Raw genomic sequence first — 15,322 nt, 5'->3', positions numbered from 1 at the left:
ATGACGATGACGGTTGCCAGCGCGTCGGCGCCGGCACCGCCGTACGCCTCCGGCACATGGACGGCGTGCAGGTCATTGGCGACCAGCGCCTCCAGTGCCTCCTGGGGGAAGCGCGCCTCCTCATCCACCGCGGTGGCGAAGGGCGCGATCTTCGCCTCGGCGAGCGCACGCACCGACTCCCGGAGCATGTCGTGCTCCTCGGACGGCCGGTACAGATCGAAATCGGCGGTTCCCGCCAAGGTTTCTCACTCCCCTGAGAGCTGACTGAGCTAACTACCGTTAAGTAACCGGATACTCACCGGATTCTAGGGTGCCGTCACGGTTACCGATACGTGAGGTTCCCGACAGACCAGGCCGGAGCCGGTGCGAGCGCTGGATCGCCCCCGTGCGCGCGCGGCTATGCTCGGTCCGCGCAGTTTCCCGTACGCCTCCCGTCACCCGACCCCGCACCGACCCCCGCCCCGCAACGGCGGCGCACCGCGCCGGCACCACCTTTCTGGAGCATCCATGCCCCTCAAGATCACCGTGATCGGCACCGGCTACCTCGGCGCCACCCACGCCGCGGCCATGGCCGAGCTGGGCTTCGAGGTGCTGGGGCTCGATGTGGTCCCGGAGAAGATCGAGATGCTGGGGCGCGGCGAGGTCCCGATGTACGAGCCGGGCCTGGAGGATCTGCTGCGCCGGCACGTCGCCGGGATCGCCGGCTCCACCGGCCGGCTGCGCTTCACCACCTCCTACGAGGAGGCCGGGGCGTTCGGCGATGTGCACTTCGTCTGCGTCAACACCCCTCAGAAGCACGGCGAGTACGCCTGTGACATGTCTTACGTCGAGTCCGCGTTCACCTCGCTGGCGCCGCACCTGACCCGGCCGACGCTGGTCGTCGGCAAGTCCACGGTGCCGGTGGGCAGCGCGGCCGGGCTCGCCGAGCGGCTGGCGGCCCTGGCCCCGGCCGGCGAGGACGCCGAGCTGGCCTGGAACCCGGAGTTCCTCCGTGAGGGATTCGCCGTCAAGGACACCCTGCACCCGGACCGCATCGTCGTGGGTGTCGCCAGCGAGCGGGCCGAGAAGCTGCTGCGCGAGGTATACGCGACGCCGGTGGGCGAGGGCTCGCCGTTCATCGTCATGGACTACCCGACGTCCGAGCTGGTGAAGACCTCCGCGAACTCCTTCCTGGCCACGAAGATCTCCTTCATCAACGCGATGGCGGAGGTCTGCGAGGCGGCCGACGGCGATGTGGTCAAGCTCGCCGAGGCCATCGGGCACGACGATCGGATCGGCAAGAAGTTCCTGCGGGCCGGCATCGGCTTCGGCGGCGGCTGCCTGCCCAAGGACATCCGGGCGTTCATGGCCCGCGCCGGCGAGCTGGGCGCCGACCAGGCACTGACCTTCCTGCGCGAGGTCGACTCGATCAACATGCGGCGCCGCGGTCACATGGTCGAGCTGACCCGCGACGCGGTGGGCGGCGCCTTCCTCGGCAAGCGGGTCGCCGTGCTGGGTGCCACGTTCAAGCCGGACTCCGACGACGTACGCGATTCCCCCGCGCTCAATGTGGCCGGTCAGATCCACCTCCAGGGCGGACAGGTCACCGTCTACGACCCCAAGGGCATGGAGAACGCCCGGCGGCTCTTCCCGACCCTGGCCTACGCGGACAGCGCGCTGGAGGCGGTACGCGGCGCGGACGCCGTGCTGCACCTGACGGAGTGGCGCGAGTTCCGCGAGCTGGACCCCGCCGCGCTCGGCGAGGTCGTCTCGGAGCGCCGCATCCTCGACGGCCGCAACGCCCTGGACCCGCAGCTGTGGCGCAAGGCCGGTTGGACCTACCGCGCCCTGGGCCGCCCGCAGGCATAGGCCGGACAAGGACTGCCGGCTCCGGCGCCGCCGTGCGCGCGGGGCCGGTGGCAGGCCCTCAGGACTCCGCGCGTCTGGCGCGATAGGTCCGCATCTTCGCCCGGCTGCCGCAGACCGCCATGGTGCACCAGCGGCTGCGGCCGGCCGGGCTCTTGTCGTAGAAGACCCAGAGGCAGTCGTGGGCCTCACATGCCTTGAGCCGGGGCCAGGTCCCGTCGGCGACCGCGGTCGCGATGCCCGCCGATATCCGTGCGGTGAGCCGGGCGATGCCCTCCAGGCCGGGGGCCGGGCGCAACGCCGCGCCGCCGTCGGGTGCGACGGCCAGTACGAGCGGCGCGCGGGCCAGCAGCCGGTCCAGCGTCCGCGCCGCCTCCTCGGGAACCGCGGCCCGGACGTTGTGCGCGAGGCAGGCGGCGCGCAACGCCTCCCGCAGCTCTTGCAGCTCCCGTAGCGCCTCCGCGGCGCTGGTGCCCGGTACGAGGTCGGGGGCGCCGTGCCCGCGGAGGAACGCGTGGAGGCCGCCCTCGGCGGTGAGCGCGTCCGCGCCGGTTTCGATGTCCAGGGTGTTCACCAGGTCCTGCACCAGGAGCAGGGCATCCGGCGCTGAGCGGTCGGTCACCCTTGCCACGTTACCGGCAGTGGGCCATTATGCAGTAACGGAGTTACCGGTTGAATCGACCAGGAGGTAACGCATGGCCCTCATCGAACTCGGCGTCGTCGCACTGGACTGTCCCGATCCCGCGTCCCTCGCCGACTTCTACGCCGATGTGCTCGGCTGGCAGGCCGGTGGCGAGGACGACTGGTACGAGGTCGTGGGGCCGGACGGCCGGAAGCTCGCCTTCCAGCAGGTGGAGAACTACCGGCCGCCCCGTTGGCCCGGCCAGGACGTGCCGCAGCAGCTGCACCTGGATTTCGACGTGCGCACCGCGGACATCGAGGAGGCCGAGCGGAAGGTCCTCGGGCTGGGTGCGAAGCTCGTGTGGCACGACGAGGGAAAGCGCGACTTCCGGGTCTATCTCGACCCGGTCGGGCACCCCTTCTGCCTCTGCATGAAGTGAGCCGGGCCGCCGGTCACACCCGGGCGCCGTCCAGCCGCTCGATGGTCGCCTTCGACGGCACCCTGCGGCCGCGGAGGGAGCGCGCGGCGGCTTCCGCCCCGCGCAGGGCACGCAGCGCGTTGCCCCGGGTGAGGCCGGCCAGATCGCGGAACGACCAGCCCCGGTCGATGAGTTCGGCGATCAGCTGCGGATAGCCCGCGACGTCCGGCAGCGGGCTGCGGTGCACGGTGGCCGGATCGGTGTCGAAGCCCGCGCCGAGACCTACGTGATCGGGCCCCGCGACCGCCCGCACATGGTCGAGATGGTCCGCGATGTGCTGCACGGAGGCCGGGGCGGTGCCGCACACGATGCGCTCCGGACGGAAGGTCACCATGCAGACGCCGCCGTTGCGCGCCAGCTGTGCGAGCACCTCGTCGGGGATGTTGCGGGGGTGGTCGGTCACCGAACGGGCCGCCGCCTGGCACCAGAACACCGGGGCCCTGCTGACCGCGAGCGCGTGCCGCATGGTGTCGGCGGAGCCTGCGGAGAGGTCGACGAGCATGCCGAGGCGGTTCATCTCACGCACCACCTCCTCACCGAACGGCGTCAGTCCGCCGGCCTTCGGCTCGTCGGTGGCGGAGTCCGCCCACGGGGTGTTGTGGTCCCCGGTCAGCTCCAGCGCCCGTACGCCGCGCCGGTGGAAGGTGCGCAGGACGTCCAGCGAACTGTCCAGGGCGTGGCCGCTCGCGGGGCCGAGCAGCGAGGCGATCCGGCCGTGGTGGTGGGCCTCGGTGACGTCGTCGGCGCAGAGCGCGAGCCGCAGCGCGTCGGGGTAGGAGCGCACCAGCGCCCGCACGAGGCGGATCTGCGCCAGGGTCGCCTCGGCCGCCGGCGCACCGGTCAGCTCGGACGGCACCTGGAGTGACCAGAACTGGCCGCCGACACCGCCGGCCCGCAGCCTCGGGATATCGGTACGCACCCGGGTCTCGCCGCGGTCGAGGGCGAGGCGGTGGCCCGGCTTCCGGTTGCGGCCGGTGTGCTGCCGCAGCGCCCAGGGCAGACCGTTGCAGCCGTCGACGACGGGGTGCGCGGCGAGCAGTGCGCGGGCCCTGCCGAGCGGACCGCGCAGATGGGGCGGCAGCGGGGGCCGGCAGGGGGTGAGACGGCCGGTCGGTGCGTCGGCGCCGGCGTCGGCAGGGGCTTCCGGATGCTCCGGTTCCTCGGGGTCCTCGGCGGCTCCGGGTATGCCGAGCACCTCCGGGGCGATGAGGCCGGCGGAGCGTGGCACGGCACCCACCGCGACGTCACCGACGACAGCCGTGCTGCCCTCTTGCTGGTACTGGGTCGCGAGATCGGCCATGTCGGCGCTCCCTCAAGGACGGTGGTACGGCCACCGTCGCACGGGCGCCGGAACGGTTCGCGGTGAGCGATCCGTACGGGTTACCGGCGGGCCGCACGCGCGGCGGCCCGCCGATGGGCCGTCAGCCGGCGGCCGCCGGGCCGTCCAGCTGCTCGATCGTCGCGTGGGAGGGGCCTCGGGTGGCCTGCTCGGCGCGGGCGACGTCCTCGGCGGCGCGCAGGGTGCGCACCGCGTTCCGCCACGTGAGCTTGGCCAGGTCGGCCGCCGACCACCGGCGGGCGAGCAGCTCGCCGATCAGCTGCGGATAGCCCGCCACATCGGCCAGGTCGCTCGGGGTGAAGGCGGTGCCGTCGTAGTCGCCGCCGAGACCGAGGTGGTCGATCCCGGCGACCTCGCGCATGTGGTCGAGGTGGTCGGCGACGTCCGCGGCGGTGGCCTCCGGCATCGGGTGTTCGGCCTGGAAGGCCTTGTGCACCCGCATCCCCTCGGGGGTGGTGTCCAGGTGGTGGAAGCCGTGCGCCCGCATGTTCTCGTCCGCCCGCAGCACCCACTCGCCGACCGCGGGGACCACGAACTTCGGCACGAAGGTGGCCATCGCGATGCCGCCGTTGGCGGGCAGCCGCTCCAGGACGTCGTCGGGGATGTTGCGCGGGTGCCCGCAGACGGCGCGGGCGGAGGAGTGCGAGAAGATCACCGGCGCGCTGGTGACGCGGAGCGCGTCGCGCATCGTCTCGGCGGCGACGTGCGAGAGGTCGACGAGCATGCCCAGGCGGTTCATCTCCCGGACGACCTCCTCGCCGAAGGCGCTCAGGCCGCCCGCCCGCGGCTCGTCGGTCGCCGAGTCCGCCCAGGCCAGCGAATCGTTGTGGGTGAGCGTCATATAGCGCACGCCCAGCTGGTGCAGCGCGCGCAGGGTGGCGAGCGAGCTGTTGATGGAGTGGCCGCCCTCGGCGCCCATCAGGGAGGCGATGACGCCGTCCGTGCGGGCGGCCTCCATGTCGTCCGCGGTCAGTGCGAGCCGCAGGTCGTCGGGGTAGCGGGCGACCAGCTGCCGCACCACGTCGACCTGTTCGAGGGTGGCGCTGACCGCCTTGTCGCCCTGGTAGTCGGAGCGGACGTAGACCGACCAGAACTGCGCGCCGACGCCGCCGGCCCGCAGCCGGGGGAGGTCGGTGTGCAGATACGCCGACTGGTCACCGGCGATATCGCGCTGGTCGAGGTCGTAGCGCACCTGCTCGCGCAGTGCCCAGGGGAGGTCGTTGTGGCCGTCGACGATGGGGAACTCCGCGAGGAGTTCGGCGACCCGCGGGTCGGGCGCGGCCATCACTTGCCCCCGAAGCCGAAACCGGCCGGCGAGGCGACCTTGTTGCGCAGCCTCTTGCCCTTCTCCGTCGCCTGGTCGTTCAGCTCCTGCTGGAACTCCCGCATCCGGCCGAGGAGTTCACGGTCATGGGCGGCGAGGATGCGGGCGGCCAGCAGTCCGGCGTTGCGTGCTCCGCCGACCGAGACGGTGGCGACCGGCACACCCGCCGGCATCTGCACGATGGACAGCAGCGAGTCCATGCCGTCGAGGTACTTCAGCGGGACGGGGACGCCGATGACCGGCAGCGGGGTGACCGAGGCGAGCATCCCGGGGAGGTGGGCCGCTCCCCCGGCGCCCGCGATGATCGCCTTCAGACCGCGCCCGGCGGCGTGCTCGCCGTACGCGATCATCTCGTGCGGCATGCGGTGCGCCGAGACCACGTCGACCTCGTAGGGGATCTCGAACTCGTCGAGGGCCTTGGCGGCGGCCTCCATGACGGGCCAGTCGGAGTCGGAGCCCATGACGATGCCGACGACGGGGCCGGCCGGCGCCTCGGTGTCGTCGGTGCGCGGTGCGGGGCGGTGGTCGGGCGTCGCGGCGTCGGTCATTCGGTGATCGTTCCTCGCAGGTAGCCGGCGGCGTGCGCGGCGCGCTCACGCACGTCGGCCAGGTCGTCGCCGTAGGTGTTGACGTGTCCGACCTTGCGGCCGGGCTTCACGTCCTTGCCGTACATGTGGATCTTCAACTGCGGATCGCGTGCCATGCAATGGAGATACGCGGTGTACATGTCCGGGTAGTCGCCGCCGAGGACGTTGGCCATCACCGTCCAGGTGGCGCGCGGACGCGGATCGCCGAGCGGCAGGTCGAGCACGGCGCGGACGTGGTTGGCGAACTGCGAGGTGATCGCGCCGTCCTGGGTCCAGTGGCCGGAGTTGTGCGGGCGCATCGCGAGTTCGTTGACCAGGACGGCGGGCTCGCCGTCGGCGTCCCTGACCTCGAACAGCTCGACCGCGAGGTGGCCGATGACACCCAGCTCGTCCGCGATGCGCAGGGCGAGCTGCTGCGCCCGCGCGGACAGCTCGTCGGACAGGTCGGGCGCCGGGGCGATGACCGTGTCGCAGACGCCGTTGACCTGGATGGACTCCACGACCGGATACGCCACGGCCTGACCGTGCGGCGAGCGGACGACGTTGGCGGCCAGTTCCCGGACGAAGGGGACCTTCTCCTCGGCCAGGACGGGCACCCCGGCACGGAACGGATCCGCCGCCTCCTTGGAGGATCGTACGATCCACACGCCCTTGCCGTCATAGCCCCCGCGGACGGTCTTGAGGACCACCGGGAAGCCCGCCCCCTCCGCCGCGAAGCGCTCGACATCCGCGGGGTCGGAGACGATGCGGTGCCGCGGGCAGGGAGCGCCGATCGCGTCGAGCTTCGCCCGCATCACCCCCTTGTCCTGGGCGTGCACCAGCGCGTCGGGGCCGGGGCGGACGGGGATGCCGTCCGCCTCCAGCGCCCGCAAGTGCTCGGTGGGAACGTGCTCGTGATCGAAGGTGATCACATCGCACCCCTGAGCGAAGGCGCGCAGCGTCTCCAGGTCGAGGTAGTCGCCGATGACGACATCGCTGACCACCTGGGCCGCCGAATCCTGCGGGGTGTCACTGAGGAGCTTGAATTTCAGGCCGAGGGGGATACCCGCCTCGTGGGTCATACGGGCGAGCTGACCGCCACCGACCATGCCGACTACCGGGAACGTCACGCTCCCCAGGGTATCCGCCCGAGGGCGCTGCCCGACCCGGCCTTGGAGGATCATCCAAGTGCGCCAGTTCGACGATCCCCACCTGAAGATCAACAAGGGCGGTTAGGCTCAGCGGTCAGGGGCTCGGGTGGGGCGAAGGGGAGGCCCGATGGGGAAGAGTGGCATAGCGAAGAACCCCGGCGTACTGGTGGTCATCGTCGCGCTCACCGCGCTGCTGGTGGCGGTCCATTCGGTACTCAGCCAGCTGTCCGGGCCGAAGGTCTACGACGATCGCAGCACCGAGATAGCGGTCGCCCCCGGCGAACGCTTCGCCGTACGGGTCGCCGACGACCCCGCCGACGGCTTCCGCTGGATCATCGCCGAGCCCCGTCCGGAACCGGCCGTTCTGAAGGCCGCCGGGGGACACTTCGACGCCGACGATCCGCCGCCGTCCGGCACCGGCGGCTCGCGCTACCTCGACTTCACCGCGGTCCGTGCCGGGCGTACGGACCTGCGGCTGCTGCGCTGCCATGTCTGCGGCCCCGGAGCGGCCGACGAGGCCGGCGCCCGCACCCTGAACTTCCGCGTCACCGTCCGCTGACGCGCCGCCGCACGCCCACGGCCGGGCGGCCCCGGCATCCGGGGGCACCCGGCGGGCGGCGGGCACCGCCCGGCAGCGCTGGTTAGCATGAGGTGCGGACCAGCATTGACGGCCGCGGACATCCGCCCACGACGGGGAGCTGAAACGATCACCATGACTGAACGGAGCGCACTGCGGTCGAGGCTGGAGGCGCTCACCCGGGAAGTCGTGAAGTTCGGGGCCGTGGGCGGCGCAGGCGTCATCGTGAACTTCGCGGTGTTCAACCTCGTACGGCATCTGACCGAGGTACCCGTCGTGCGGGCCAGCATCGTGGCGACGGTGGTGGCGACCGGCACCAACTACCTCGGCTACCGCTACTTCACCTACCGCGACCGCGACAAGCAGGGCCGCACCAGGGAACTCTCGCTCTTCCTGCTGTTCAGCGTCGTGGGCCTGGTGATCGAGAACGGCATCCTCTACGCCGCGACGTACGGCTTCGACTGGGACACCCCGCTCCAGAGCAACATCTTCAAGTTCCTCGGCATCGGCGTCGCCACGCTCTTCCGCTTCTGGTCCTACCGCAGCTGGGTCTTCCGCGCGCTGCCCGCACGCACGGCCGTGGAGACCGCGGAGTCCTTCCTCGCCGACGGCTCGCCGCGGCCGCGGAGCACCACCCGCAAGTAGCGGGGCCGCGAGGGGCTCAGCCCTCCCCGCCCTCGGCCTCCCGGGCCAGGAACAGCGCGAAGATCGGCGGATACTGCTGGAGCAGCTCCAGTCGCCCACCGTCGGCCTCCGCCAGATCCCGTGCGACGGCCAGCCCGAGGCCGGTGGAGTTGCGGCCCGATACGGTCCGCTCGAAGACCCGCGAGCCCAGGTCAGGGGGCACCCCGGGCCCGGCGTCCGTGACCTCGACGACCGCCTGGTTGCCCGTGACCCGGATGCGCAGCGCGACCGTACCGTCGCCGTGCATCAGCGAATTCTCGACGAGGGTGGCCAGCACCTGCGCGACCGCGCCCGGCGTGCCGACGGCCCGCAGCCCCTTCTTGCCGGAGCGGACGATGGCCCGCCCCGCGCTGCGGTAGGCCGGGCGCCACTCCTCGATCTGCTGCTTGACGACCTCGTCCAGGTCGAAGGCGACGGCCGAGCCGCTGCGCGGATCGCGGGAATTGGTCAGCAGCCGCTGGACGACGTCGGTGAGCCGCTCCACCTGGGCCAGCGCGATGGTGGCCTCTTCCTTCACGGTGTCCGGATCGTCGGTGACGGTGATCTCCTCCAGCCGCATCGACAGCGCGGTCAGCGGCGTGCGCAGCTGGTGGGAGGCGTCGGCGGCCAGTCGGCGCTCGGCGGTCAGCATCCGGGCGATCCGCTCGGCGCTGGCGTCCAGCACATCCGCGACCCGGTCCAGCTCCTGCACCCCGTAGCGGCGGTGGCGCGGGCGCGGGTCTCCGGAGCCGAGCCGCTCGGCTGTCTCGGCGAGGTCGGTGAGCGGCGCGGTCAGCCGTCGGGCCTGGCGGACGGCGAGGATGACGGCGGCGGCGATGGCCAGCAGCGCGACGGCCAGGATGACCAGCAGCGTCCGGCCGATCTCCGCGCTGACGGTGGAGCGGGACTCCTGGACCGTGACGGACTCGCCGCGGTCCCCCTTGACCTCCGACTCGATGACGTCGCCCGAGGGGCGTCGCCCGATCTCGATCACGGGCCTGCCGGGTACCTGGATCCGGGCGTAGCGCTTGTCGGTGATCTGCTCGGAGAGGATCTCCGGAGTGATCTTCTCCCCGCTGCCCAGCCGGCTCTCCACTATCCCCACGAGCCGGACCGCCTCGGACGCCACGCTCTCCTGCGCGCCCGCCTGGATGGTGCGGGTCTCGACGATGACGAGCGAGACGCCGAAGACGGCGATCACGACGAGCACCACGGCGAGCGTGGAGTTGATCAGGCGGCGGCGCACGGTGCCCTCCGGGCAGGAAATCGGCGGTTCTCTCTGGGCTTCCCACCCGACGGCAGGGGCGCGGGCGCCTCAGCTCTTTTCGAAGCGGAAGCCGACACCGCGCACGGTGGCGATGTAGCGCGGATTGGCGGCGTCGTCACCGAGCTTCTTGCGGAGCCAGGAGATGTGCATGTCCAGCGTCTTCGTCGAGGACCACCAGGTGGTGTCCCAGACCTCGCGCATCAGCTGATCGCGGGTGACGACCCGTCCGGCGTCCCGCACCAGGACCCGCAGCAGGTCGAACTCCTTCGCCGTGAGCTGGAGTTCCTCGTCGCCCATCCACGCGCGGTGCGACTCGACATCGATCCGTACGCCGTGGGTGGCCGGCGGTTGCTGCGGCTCGGCGGTGGAGCCGCGGCGCAACAGCGCGCGTACGCGGGCGAGGAGTTCGGCGAGCCGGAAGGGCTTGGTGACGTAGTCGTCGGCGCCGGCGTCCAGTCCCACGACGGTGTCCACCTCGTCGGCGCGGGCGGTCAGCACCAGGATGGGGCAGGAGTGGCCTTCGTTGCGCAGCCGGCGGGCGACCTCCAGGCCGTCCATACCGGGCAGGCCCAGGTCGAGCACGAGCAGGTCGATATTGCCCTGGAGACCGGCGTCGAGCGCCGTGGGGCCGTCCTCGCGCACCTCGACTTCGTAACCCTCGCGGCGCAGTGCGCGGGCGAGCGGCTCCGAGATGGACGCGTCATCCTCGGCGAGCAGTACACGGGTCATGGCCCGATGGTAGTCCGATGTATTGCGCCCCAGGGGCGGACCAGCGGGGAGCGGCCACGCGGGACCCTTGCCGCGCCGACGGCGACGGTGACCTGCGGACCCATGGGCGGGGCCGCCCCGTCCGGTTCCCTGCGTCAGTGTGAGCGTTGTCTCACGGACCCCATTGGTGGTCGAACCAGACGTATGGTGGCCGGACGTCCGTCGCACAACCTCGGGACCCACGACTCCTACTGGTGTCGTCGGTCCCTGTTGTGTGCAGGGCTGGAACCACCAGCCCCGCTCACAGTGAGAGACCTCTCGACCGGGTCCGCCGCGCCAGCAGCACGGGGGGCGTGGACCCCGGTGTACGACCGTCCTGCCGATGTCTCCTCAGGAGGCGCCGAACCCCCGGACGTGGGGGCGGACATGTCTGCGCCGGTGCCGGTCACCCCCCACCCGGGCGCGTATCGGTGTCGAACGCGTCCCGAGAGACCAAGGAACACCAATGGCGTCCAGCCTGACGAAGGACGCGGCCCAGCAGGGGAACCCTGCCGACGGCGGCAAAACCTTCTTCGGCCACCCCCGCGGTCTGGCCACTCTCTTCATGACCGAGATGTGGGAGCGCTTCAGCTTCTACGGCATGCGAGCCCTGCTCGTGGTCTACCTGATCTCCGGCGGCGCGGATGCCGAGAAGGGGGCCCAGGGTGGCGGTCTGGCCATGAACGTGGTCACCGCTTCGGCCATCTACGCGGTCTATCTCGCAATGGTCTACCTCCTCGCCCTGCCCGGCGGCTGGTTCGGCGACCGGGTCTGGGGGCCGCGGAAGACCGTGGCCATCTCGGCGGGCGTCATCATGGCCGGCCACCTGGCGCTGGCCGTCCCGGGCCAGGCGATGTTCTTCGTCGGCCTCGCGCTTGTCGCAGCAGGCTCGGGCCTGCTGAAGGCGAACATCTCGACGATGGTCGGCCACCTCTACGACGGTCCGCAGGACCCGCGTCGTGACGGCGGCTTCACCATCTTCTACATGGGCATCAACCTCGGTGCGTTCGCCGCTCCGCTGGTCATCGGCACCGTCGGTCAGAGCGTCAACTGGCACCTGGGCTTCGCGCTCGCGGCGCTCGGCATGGCCCTGGGCCTGGTGCAGTTCCTGATCGGCACCCGCCACCTCAGCCCGCAGAGCAGCGTCGTCCCGACCCCGCTCCAGGCCGAGGAGCGCGCCATGTGGCTGCGCAAGGGCCTGATCTGGATCGCCGTCACGGCGGTCTTCTACGGCGCGGTCGTCATCTCCGGCCACTTCACCCTGAACTGGGCGCTGATCCCGATCACGCTGGCCGGCCTGATCATCCCGGTCTCGGTGCTGGCGCGCATCAAGCGCGACAAGGAGCTCAGCGAGAGCGAGCAGACCAAGGTCAGCGGCTACATCTGGTTCTTCGTGGCCGCCGCCGTGTTCTGGATGATCTTCGATCAGGGCGGCTCGACGATGTCCGCCTTCGCCGAGAAGAACACCGCCGGCGAGGTCTTCGGGATGAGCTTCCCGTCGTCCTGGTTCCAGTCGGTGAACCCGCTGTGGGTCATGGCGCTGGCGCCGGTCCTCGCGTGGCTGTGGCTGTGGCTGGCGCGCGGGAACCGCGAGCCGAGCACCACGGTGAAGTTCGCGATGGCGATGGTCCTCATCGGCGCCTCGTTCTTCGTCTTCATCGTCCCGATGATGATGTCCACGGACGGCACGAAGGTCAGCCCGATGTGGCTGATCTCCATCTACATGATCCAGACCATCGGTGAGCTGTGCCTGTCCCCGGTCGGCCTGTCGGTGACCACCAAGCTGGCGCCGCAGAAGTACGCCAGCCAGATGCTGGGCGTCTGGTTCCTCGCCGTCACCGCGGGTGACTGCGTGACGGGCCTGCTGTCCATCGGTGGCGTGGACCTGAGCGGTACGACCGTGCTGGCGGTGGAGGCGGCACTGGCGGTGCTTGCCGGCTTCGCGGTGTACACGTACCGCAAGAAGATCGTGGCGCTCATGGGCGACGTCCGCTGACGCGACCCGCACCCGTGAAGGGGCCCGGCACGCTGCTGCGTGCCGGGCCCTTCGCGTTCCGGCGCGTACGGCAGGCCCTGCCCGCAGGGCCTGCCGCCGTGCGGGCGCGTCCGGAGCGGTTACCGCTGCTGCAGCCGCCGCCACGGGGTGAAGGTGAAGACCGCCCCACCGAGCAGCATGACGGTGCCGGCGACGAGGCCCAGGGCGCGCAGGCTCCCCTGGTCGCTCGCGCCCGTCTCGGCGAGGCCGCCGCTGCCCGCGCTGCCGCTGCCGCCCGAGGCGCTCGCCGGCCCCGCCGTGCCGCCGGACGCTGCCGCGCCGCCGGAGGAGCCGCCCGTGGTGCCGCCCGGCTGGGCGGTGGTGTCCAGGGCCAGCGAGACACCCGGGTCCTTCTCCGGGGTGCAGGTCGTGGTCGTCCCGAGGGCGTTGACGGTCAGTACGCCCGGGGTCAGCGTCGACTTCCCGGCCGCGCCCGGCTTGTACGTGCCCTTGAGGTCGGGGATCTCGATCGGCTGGCCCGACTTGATGGGCTCGGCGTTCGTCGGGCCCTCGACCTTGACCGAGCCCTTGTCCGCGCCGCCGACCGTGACCTCCATCGACGGCTTGACCGAGTCCTTGGGGATGTCCGCCGGGCTGTCCATGACGGACTTGCGGAACTTCACCGTCAGGTCGTACGCGCCGCCCTTCTTCACGGCGTTGACCTGGACCGGTGAGGTGGCCTTCTTGTCGCCGATGGGGGTCTTGCAGGCGTAGGGCACCTGCACTTCCTTGCCCTGGTACGCCGTGCCGTCGGGGTCGCCGCCGGAACCGCCCGAACCGCCGGACGCCCCGGCGCTTGAGCCTCCGTCGTCGCCGCCCGTGTCGCCGCCCGCGTCGCCGCCGGACGTGCCGGAGGTCGTCCCGGTGGAGGTCCCCGAGGTGCCGGCCGTCGTGCCGCCGTCCGCACCGCCCGCGCTGCTGCCGCCCGTCGTCCCGCCGCCGTCGGTCACCGTGATGGTGACCGCGGGCTTCACCTCCTCCTTGGGCGTGCACTTGGTGTCGGTGGAGATCGGCTTGTTGACGTTGATGTTGTAGAAGCCCGGCGTCAGCGTGACCTCGCCCGGCTTCTCCAGCTTGAGCTTGCCCTTCATGTCGGACAGCTTCATCGGGCTGTTCTTGGGGATCGGCGGGTTCTGCCGCGGCCCTTGCATCGCCAGCTCACCGGCCTGTGCCCCGGCCACCTTGATGGTGCCGGTCGGCTGGACGGTGTCCGCCGCCAGGTCCAGGATGTCGGGGTTCTTCGACGCCCCCTCGATCGTCTTCCAGACCACTTCGATCTCGTCGCCGACCTTGGCCGTCGCGGGCGCGCTGACCGCCACCTTGGTGGTGCCCTCGATCGGCGGCAGCCCGGATATCGGCGGCGGCAGACACTCCGTCAGGTACGCCACTTCCGCTGCCTGGGCGGGACCGGCCGCGACCAGCACCCCCGCACCCGCGAGCATCAGCGCGGCCGCCGAGGCCACACCCGCTCTGCTCCGTTTCCTCATCACGCAGAACCTTTCGACGTCGGTCGTTCGGTTGATGTGGTGGTGGACGGTGCGGTGTCCGGGGTGAACCACGGCAGCGCGGCGGAACCGTCCGGGCCGTGCGGCCCGTCCGGCGCGCCGGGTGCTGCCGGGCTCCTGCTGTTCCTGCGGTTCTTGCCGTACCTCTTGCCGCGACGGATCAGGGTCCTCCCGTCGCCGTACGCCGCGGGCCGGTGGCGGTCGGGGGCCGCGCGGGCGGGGCGTACGCGTTCCACGACCGCCATCCCGATACGGAACACGGCGGTCGGGACCACCAGGCACAGCAGCACCCAGAAGAGCGTCACGCCCCAGGGCCTGCCGACCCCCCAGGGCTGCTCGGCCAGGATCTTGCCCCCGTACTTGAGCGAGACCAGGTAGTCGCCGTGCGCTCCGGCGGCCAGCTCCACGGGCAGCGTGATCTCCGCCTTCCGCCCGGCGGGTACGGTCCCGCGCCACTGCTGCTCCTCCCACTCGGGCGCGAAGACGCCGTGCGAGGTGCCGACCTGGAAGACCGGGTTGCGGGCCGCCGTCGGGCCGAGATTGCCGACGGTGACGGTCAGCCGGCGCTGGGGCGGTGCGCCGAACCAGTTCAGCAGGCCGCTGCTGCCCGTCAGGCGCGGCGGGGCGAGCGCCGTCAACCGCCCGCCGGGCCGCTCCTCGGGCAGCGGCGCCACGGGGTGCCCGGCCACCGTGAAGGCGGCGTCCGCGGCGTCCGCGGCACCGGTCACCGTGGCCACATGCACCACGCACGGGCAGGGCTTGGGCGGTTCGGCGACCGGCAGGCTCCTGCGGAACGCCCCGTGGCTGTCGGTGGTGACGGCCCGTCCGTCGCCGTTGGCGCACGCGTTGGTGCCGCCGATCATGTTCTGGCCGCAGATCAGCAGGGTGAGCAGCGCTTTGGGCCGCCATCCGCGGCCGGTCACGGTGAGGGTGCCGCCCTTGCCCGCCTCTTTGTCGAAGAGCCGGACGGAGGGCCGGTCGTCGGCCGCGGGGGCGCGGGCCACGGTGGGGGCGCCCACGGCCGAGGGGAGTCCGGTGGCATTGGCCGTCGCGGGCAGCGTCGGAAGGGCCGAGGCCGCGCACAGCGCGAGTGCCCCCACGGCCCGGCGCAGGACGCGACCGCGCAGAGGGCGGGCGCGTGCCCGGGGCAGTTCCGCGTGCTCCGCCTGGAGCAGCGCGGGCGTTCCCCGCCCGCGGTCCACC

General features: G+C 71.8%; 15 protein-coding genes. 5 read left to right on the top strand and 10 right to left on the bottom strand.

Going from position 1 to position 15,322, the window contains the following annotated elements:
• Positions 1-239: acyl-CoA dehydrogenase family protein (locus ACH4FH_RS03045; protein ID WP_398553949.1), on the bottom strand; the 239-nt coding region annotated here is incomplete at its 3' end.
• 268 nt (positions 240-507) lie between these two features.
• On the opposite strand from ACH4FH_RS03045, the gene ACH4FH_RS03040 reads away from it, so the two are divergent.
• The gene (locus tag ACH4FH_RS03040) at positions 508-1,848 is read left to right on the top strand and encodes a UDP-glucose dehydrogenase family protein (RefSeq protein WP_398553948.1); all 1,341 of its coding nucleotides are present in this window, start codon (positions 508-510) and stop codon (positions 1,846-1,848) included.
• Positions 1,849-1,906: 58 nt separating this feature from the next.
• Here ACH4FH_RS03040 and ACH4FH_RS03035 read toward each other — a convergent pair whose 3' ends face one another.
• A complete protein-coding gene (locus ACH4FH_RS03035; protein WP_398553947.1) occupies positions 1,907-2,467 on the bottom strand; it encodes a CGNR zinc finger domain-containing protein in 561 nt (186 codons plus the stop codon).
• Positions 2,468-2,540: 73 nt separating this feature from the next.
• On the opposite strand from ACH4FH_RS03035, the gene ACH4FH_RS03030 reads away from it, so the two are divergent.
• On the top strand, positions 2,541-2,906 hold the full coding sequence (locus tag ACH4FH_RS03030; protein ID WP_398553946.1) for a VOC family protein: 366 nt from the start codon (positions 2,541-2,543) through the stop codon (positions 2,904-2,906).
• Positions 2,907-2,919: 13 nt separating this feature from the next.
• Here ACH4FH_RS03030 and ACH4FH_RS03025 read toward each other — a convergent pair whose 3' ends face one another.
• The 4 genes from ACH4FH_RS03025 to ACH4FH_RS03010 form a co-directional block, all read right to left on the bottom strand.
• A complete protein-coding gene (locus ACH4FH_RS03025; protein ID WP_398553945.1) occupies positions 2,920-4,245 on the bottom strand; it encodes a dipeptidase in 1,326 nt (441 codons plus the stop codon).
• Between the two features lie 121 nt (positions 4,246-4,366).
• Positions 4,367-5,569 (bottom strand): dipeptidase, encoded by a 1,203-nt coding sequence (locus ACH4FH_RS03020; RefSeq protein ID WP_398553944.1) that lies wholly within the window; start codon positions 5,567-5,569, stop codon positions 4,367-4,369.
• Positions 5,569-6,069, bottom strand: coding sequence for a 5-(carboxyamino)imidazole ribonucleotide mutase (gene purE, locus ACH4FH_RS03015; RefSeq protein WP_398553988.1), 501 nt, complete (start codon positions 6,067-6,069; stop codon positions 5,569-5,571). The genes ACH4FH_RS03020 and purE overlap by 1 nt, the downstream gene beginning before the upstream one ends.
• Before the next feature lie 83 nt (positions 6,070-6,152).
• Entirely contained in the window at positions 6,153-7,283 is a 1,131-nt protein-coding gene (locus ACH4FH_RS03010) for a 5-(carboxyamino)imidazole ribonucleotide synthase (RefSeq protein WP_398553987.1), read from the bottom strand.
• Positions 7,284-7,452: 169 nt separating this feature from the next.
• Here ACH4FH_RS03010 and ACH4FH_RS03005 point away from each other — a divergent pair, with 169 nt between their 5' ends.
• Positions 7,453-7,884: a protease inhibitor I42 family protein gene (locus tag ACH4FH_RS03005; RefSeq protein WP_398553943.1), complete on the top strand. Its 432-nt coding sequence runs from the start codon at positions 7,453-7,455 to the stop codon at positions 7,882-7,884.
• Positions 7,885-8,037: 153 nt separating this feature from the next.
• On the top strand, positions 8,038-8,547 hold the full coding sequence (locus ACH4FH_RS03000) for a GtrA family protein (protein WP_398553942.1): 510 nt from the start codon (positions 8,038-8,040) through the stop codon (positions 8,545-8,547).
• A 16-nt stretch (positions 8,548-8,563) separates the two neighbouring features.
• On the opposite strand, the gene ACH4FH_RS02995 is transcribed toward ACH4FH_RS03000, so the two are convergent.
• Both ACH4FH_RS02995 and ACH4FH_RS02990 read right to left on the bottom strand, forming a co-directional pair.
• Positions 8,564-9,811 carry an ATP-binding protein gene (locus ACH4FH_RS02995; protein WP_398553941.1) on the bottom strand — a complete coding sequence of 416 codons (1,248 nt, stop codon included), beginning with the start codon at positions 9,809-9,811 and terminating at the stop codon, positions 8,564-8,566.
• A 69-nt stretch (positions 9,812-9,880) separates the two neighbouring features.
• A complete protein-coding gene (locus tag ACH4FH_RS02990) occupies positions 9,881-10,561 on the bottom strand; it encodes a response regulator transcription factor (protein WP_398553940.1) in 681 nt (226 codons plus the stop codon).
• A gap of 484 nt (positions 10,562-11,045) precedes the next feature.
• Between ACH4FH_RS02990 and ACH4FH_RS02985 the strand changes: the two genes are divergently transcribed.
• Positions 11,046-12,575 carry a peptide MFS transporter gene (locus ACH4FH_RS02985; RefSeq protein WP_398553939.1) on the top strand — a complete coding sequence of 510 codons (1,530 nt, stop codon included), beginning with the start codon at positions 11,046-11,048 and terminating at the stop codon, positions 12,573-12,575.
• Between the two features lie 119 nt (positions 12,576-12,694).
• Here ACH4FH_RS02985 and ACH4FH_RS02980 read toward each other — a convergent pair whose 3' ends face one another.
• Together ACH4FH_RS02980 and ACH4FH_RS02975 are read right to left on the bottom strand one after the other, a co-directional pair.
• On the bottom strand, positions 12,695-14,101 hold the full coding sequence (locus ACH4FH_RS02980; protein ID WP_398553938.1) for a hypothetical protein: 1,407 nt from the start codon (positions 14,099-14,101) through the stop codon (positions 12,695-12,697).
• A complete protein-coding gene (locus tag ACH4FH_RS02975) occupies positions 14,101-15,219 on the bottom strand; it encodes a hypothetical protein (RefSeq protein ID WP_398553986.1) in 1,119 nt (372 codons plus the stop codon). The genes ACH4FH_RS02980 and ACH4FH_RS02975 overlap by 1 nt, the downstream gene beginning before the upstream one ends.
• Positions 15,220-15,322 lie beyond the last annotated feature (103 nt).

It is taken from the genome of Streptomyces sp. NPDC017993 (assembly GCF_044328065.1).
GTDB lineage: Bacteria > Actinomycetota > Actinomycetes > Streptomycetales > Streptomycetaceae > Streptomyces.
The sequence above is the reverse complement of the archived record's forward strand: the minus strand, read 5'-3'. Positions and strand labels throughout refer to the sequence as shown.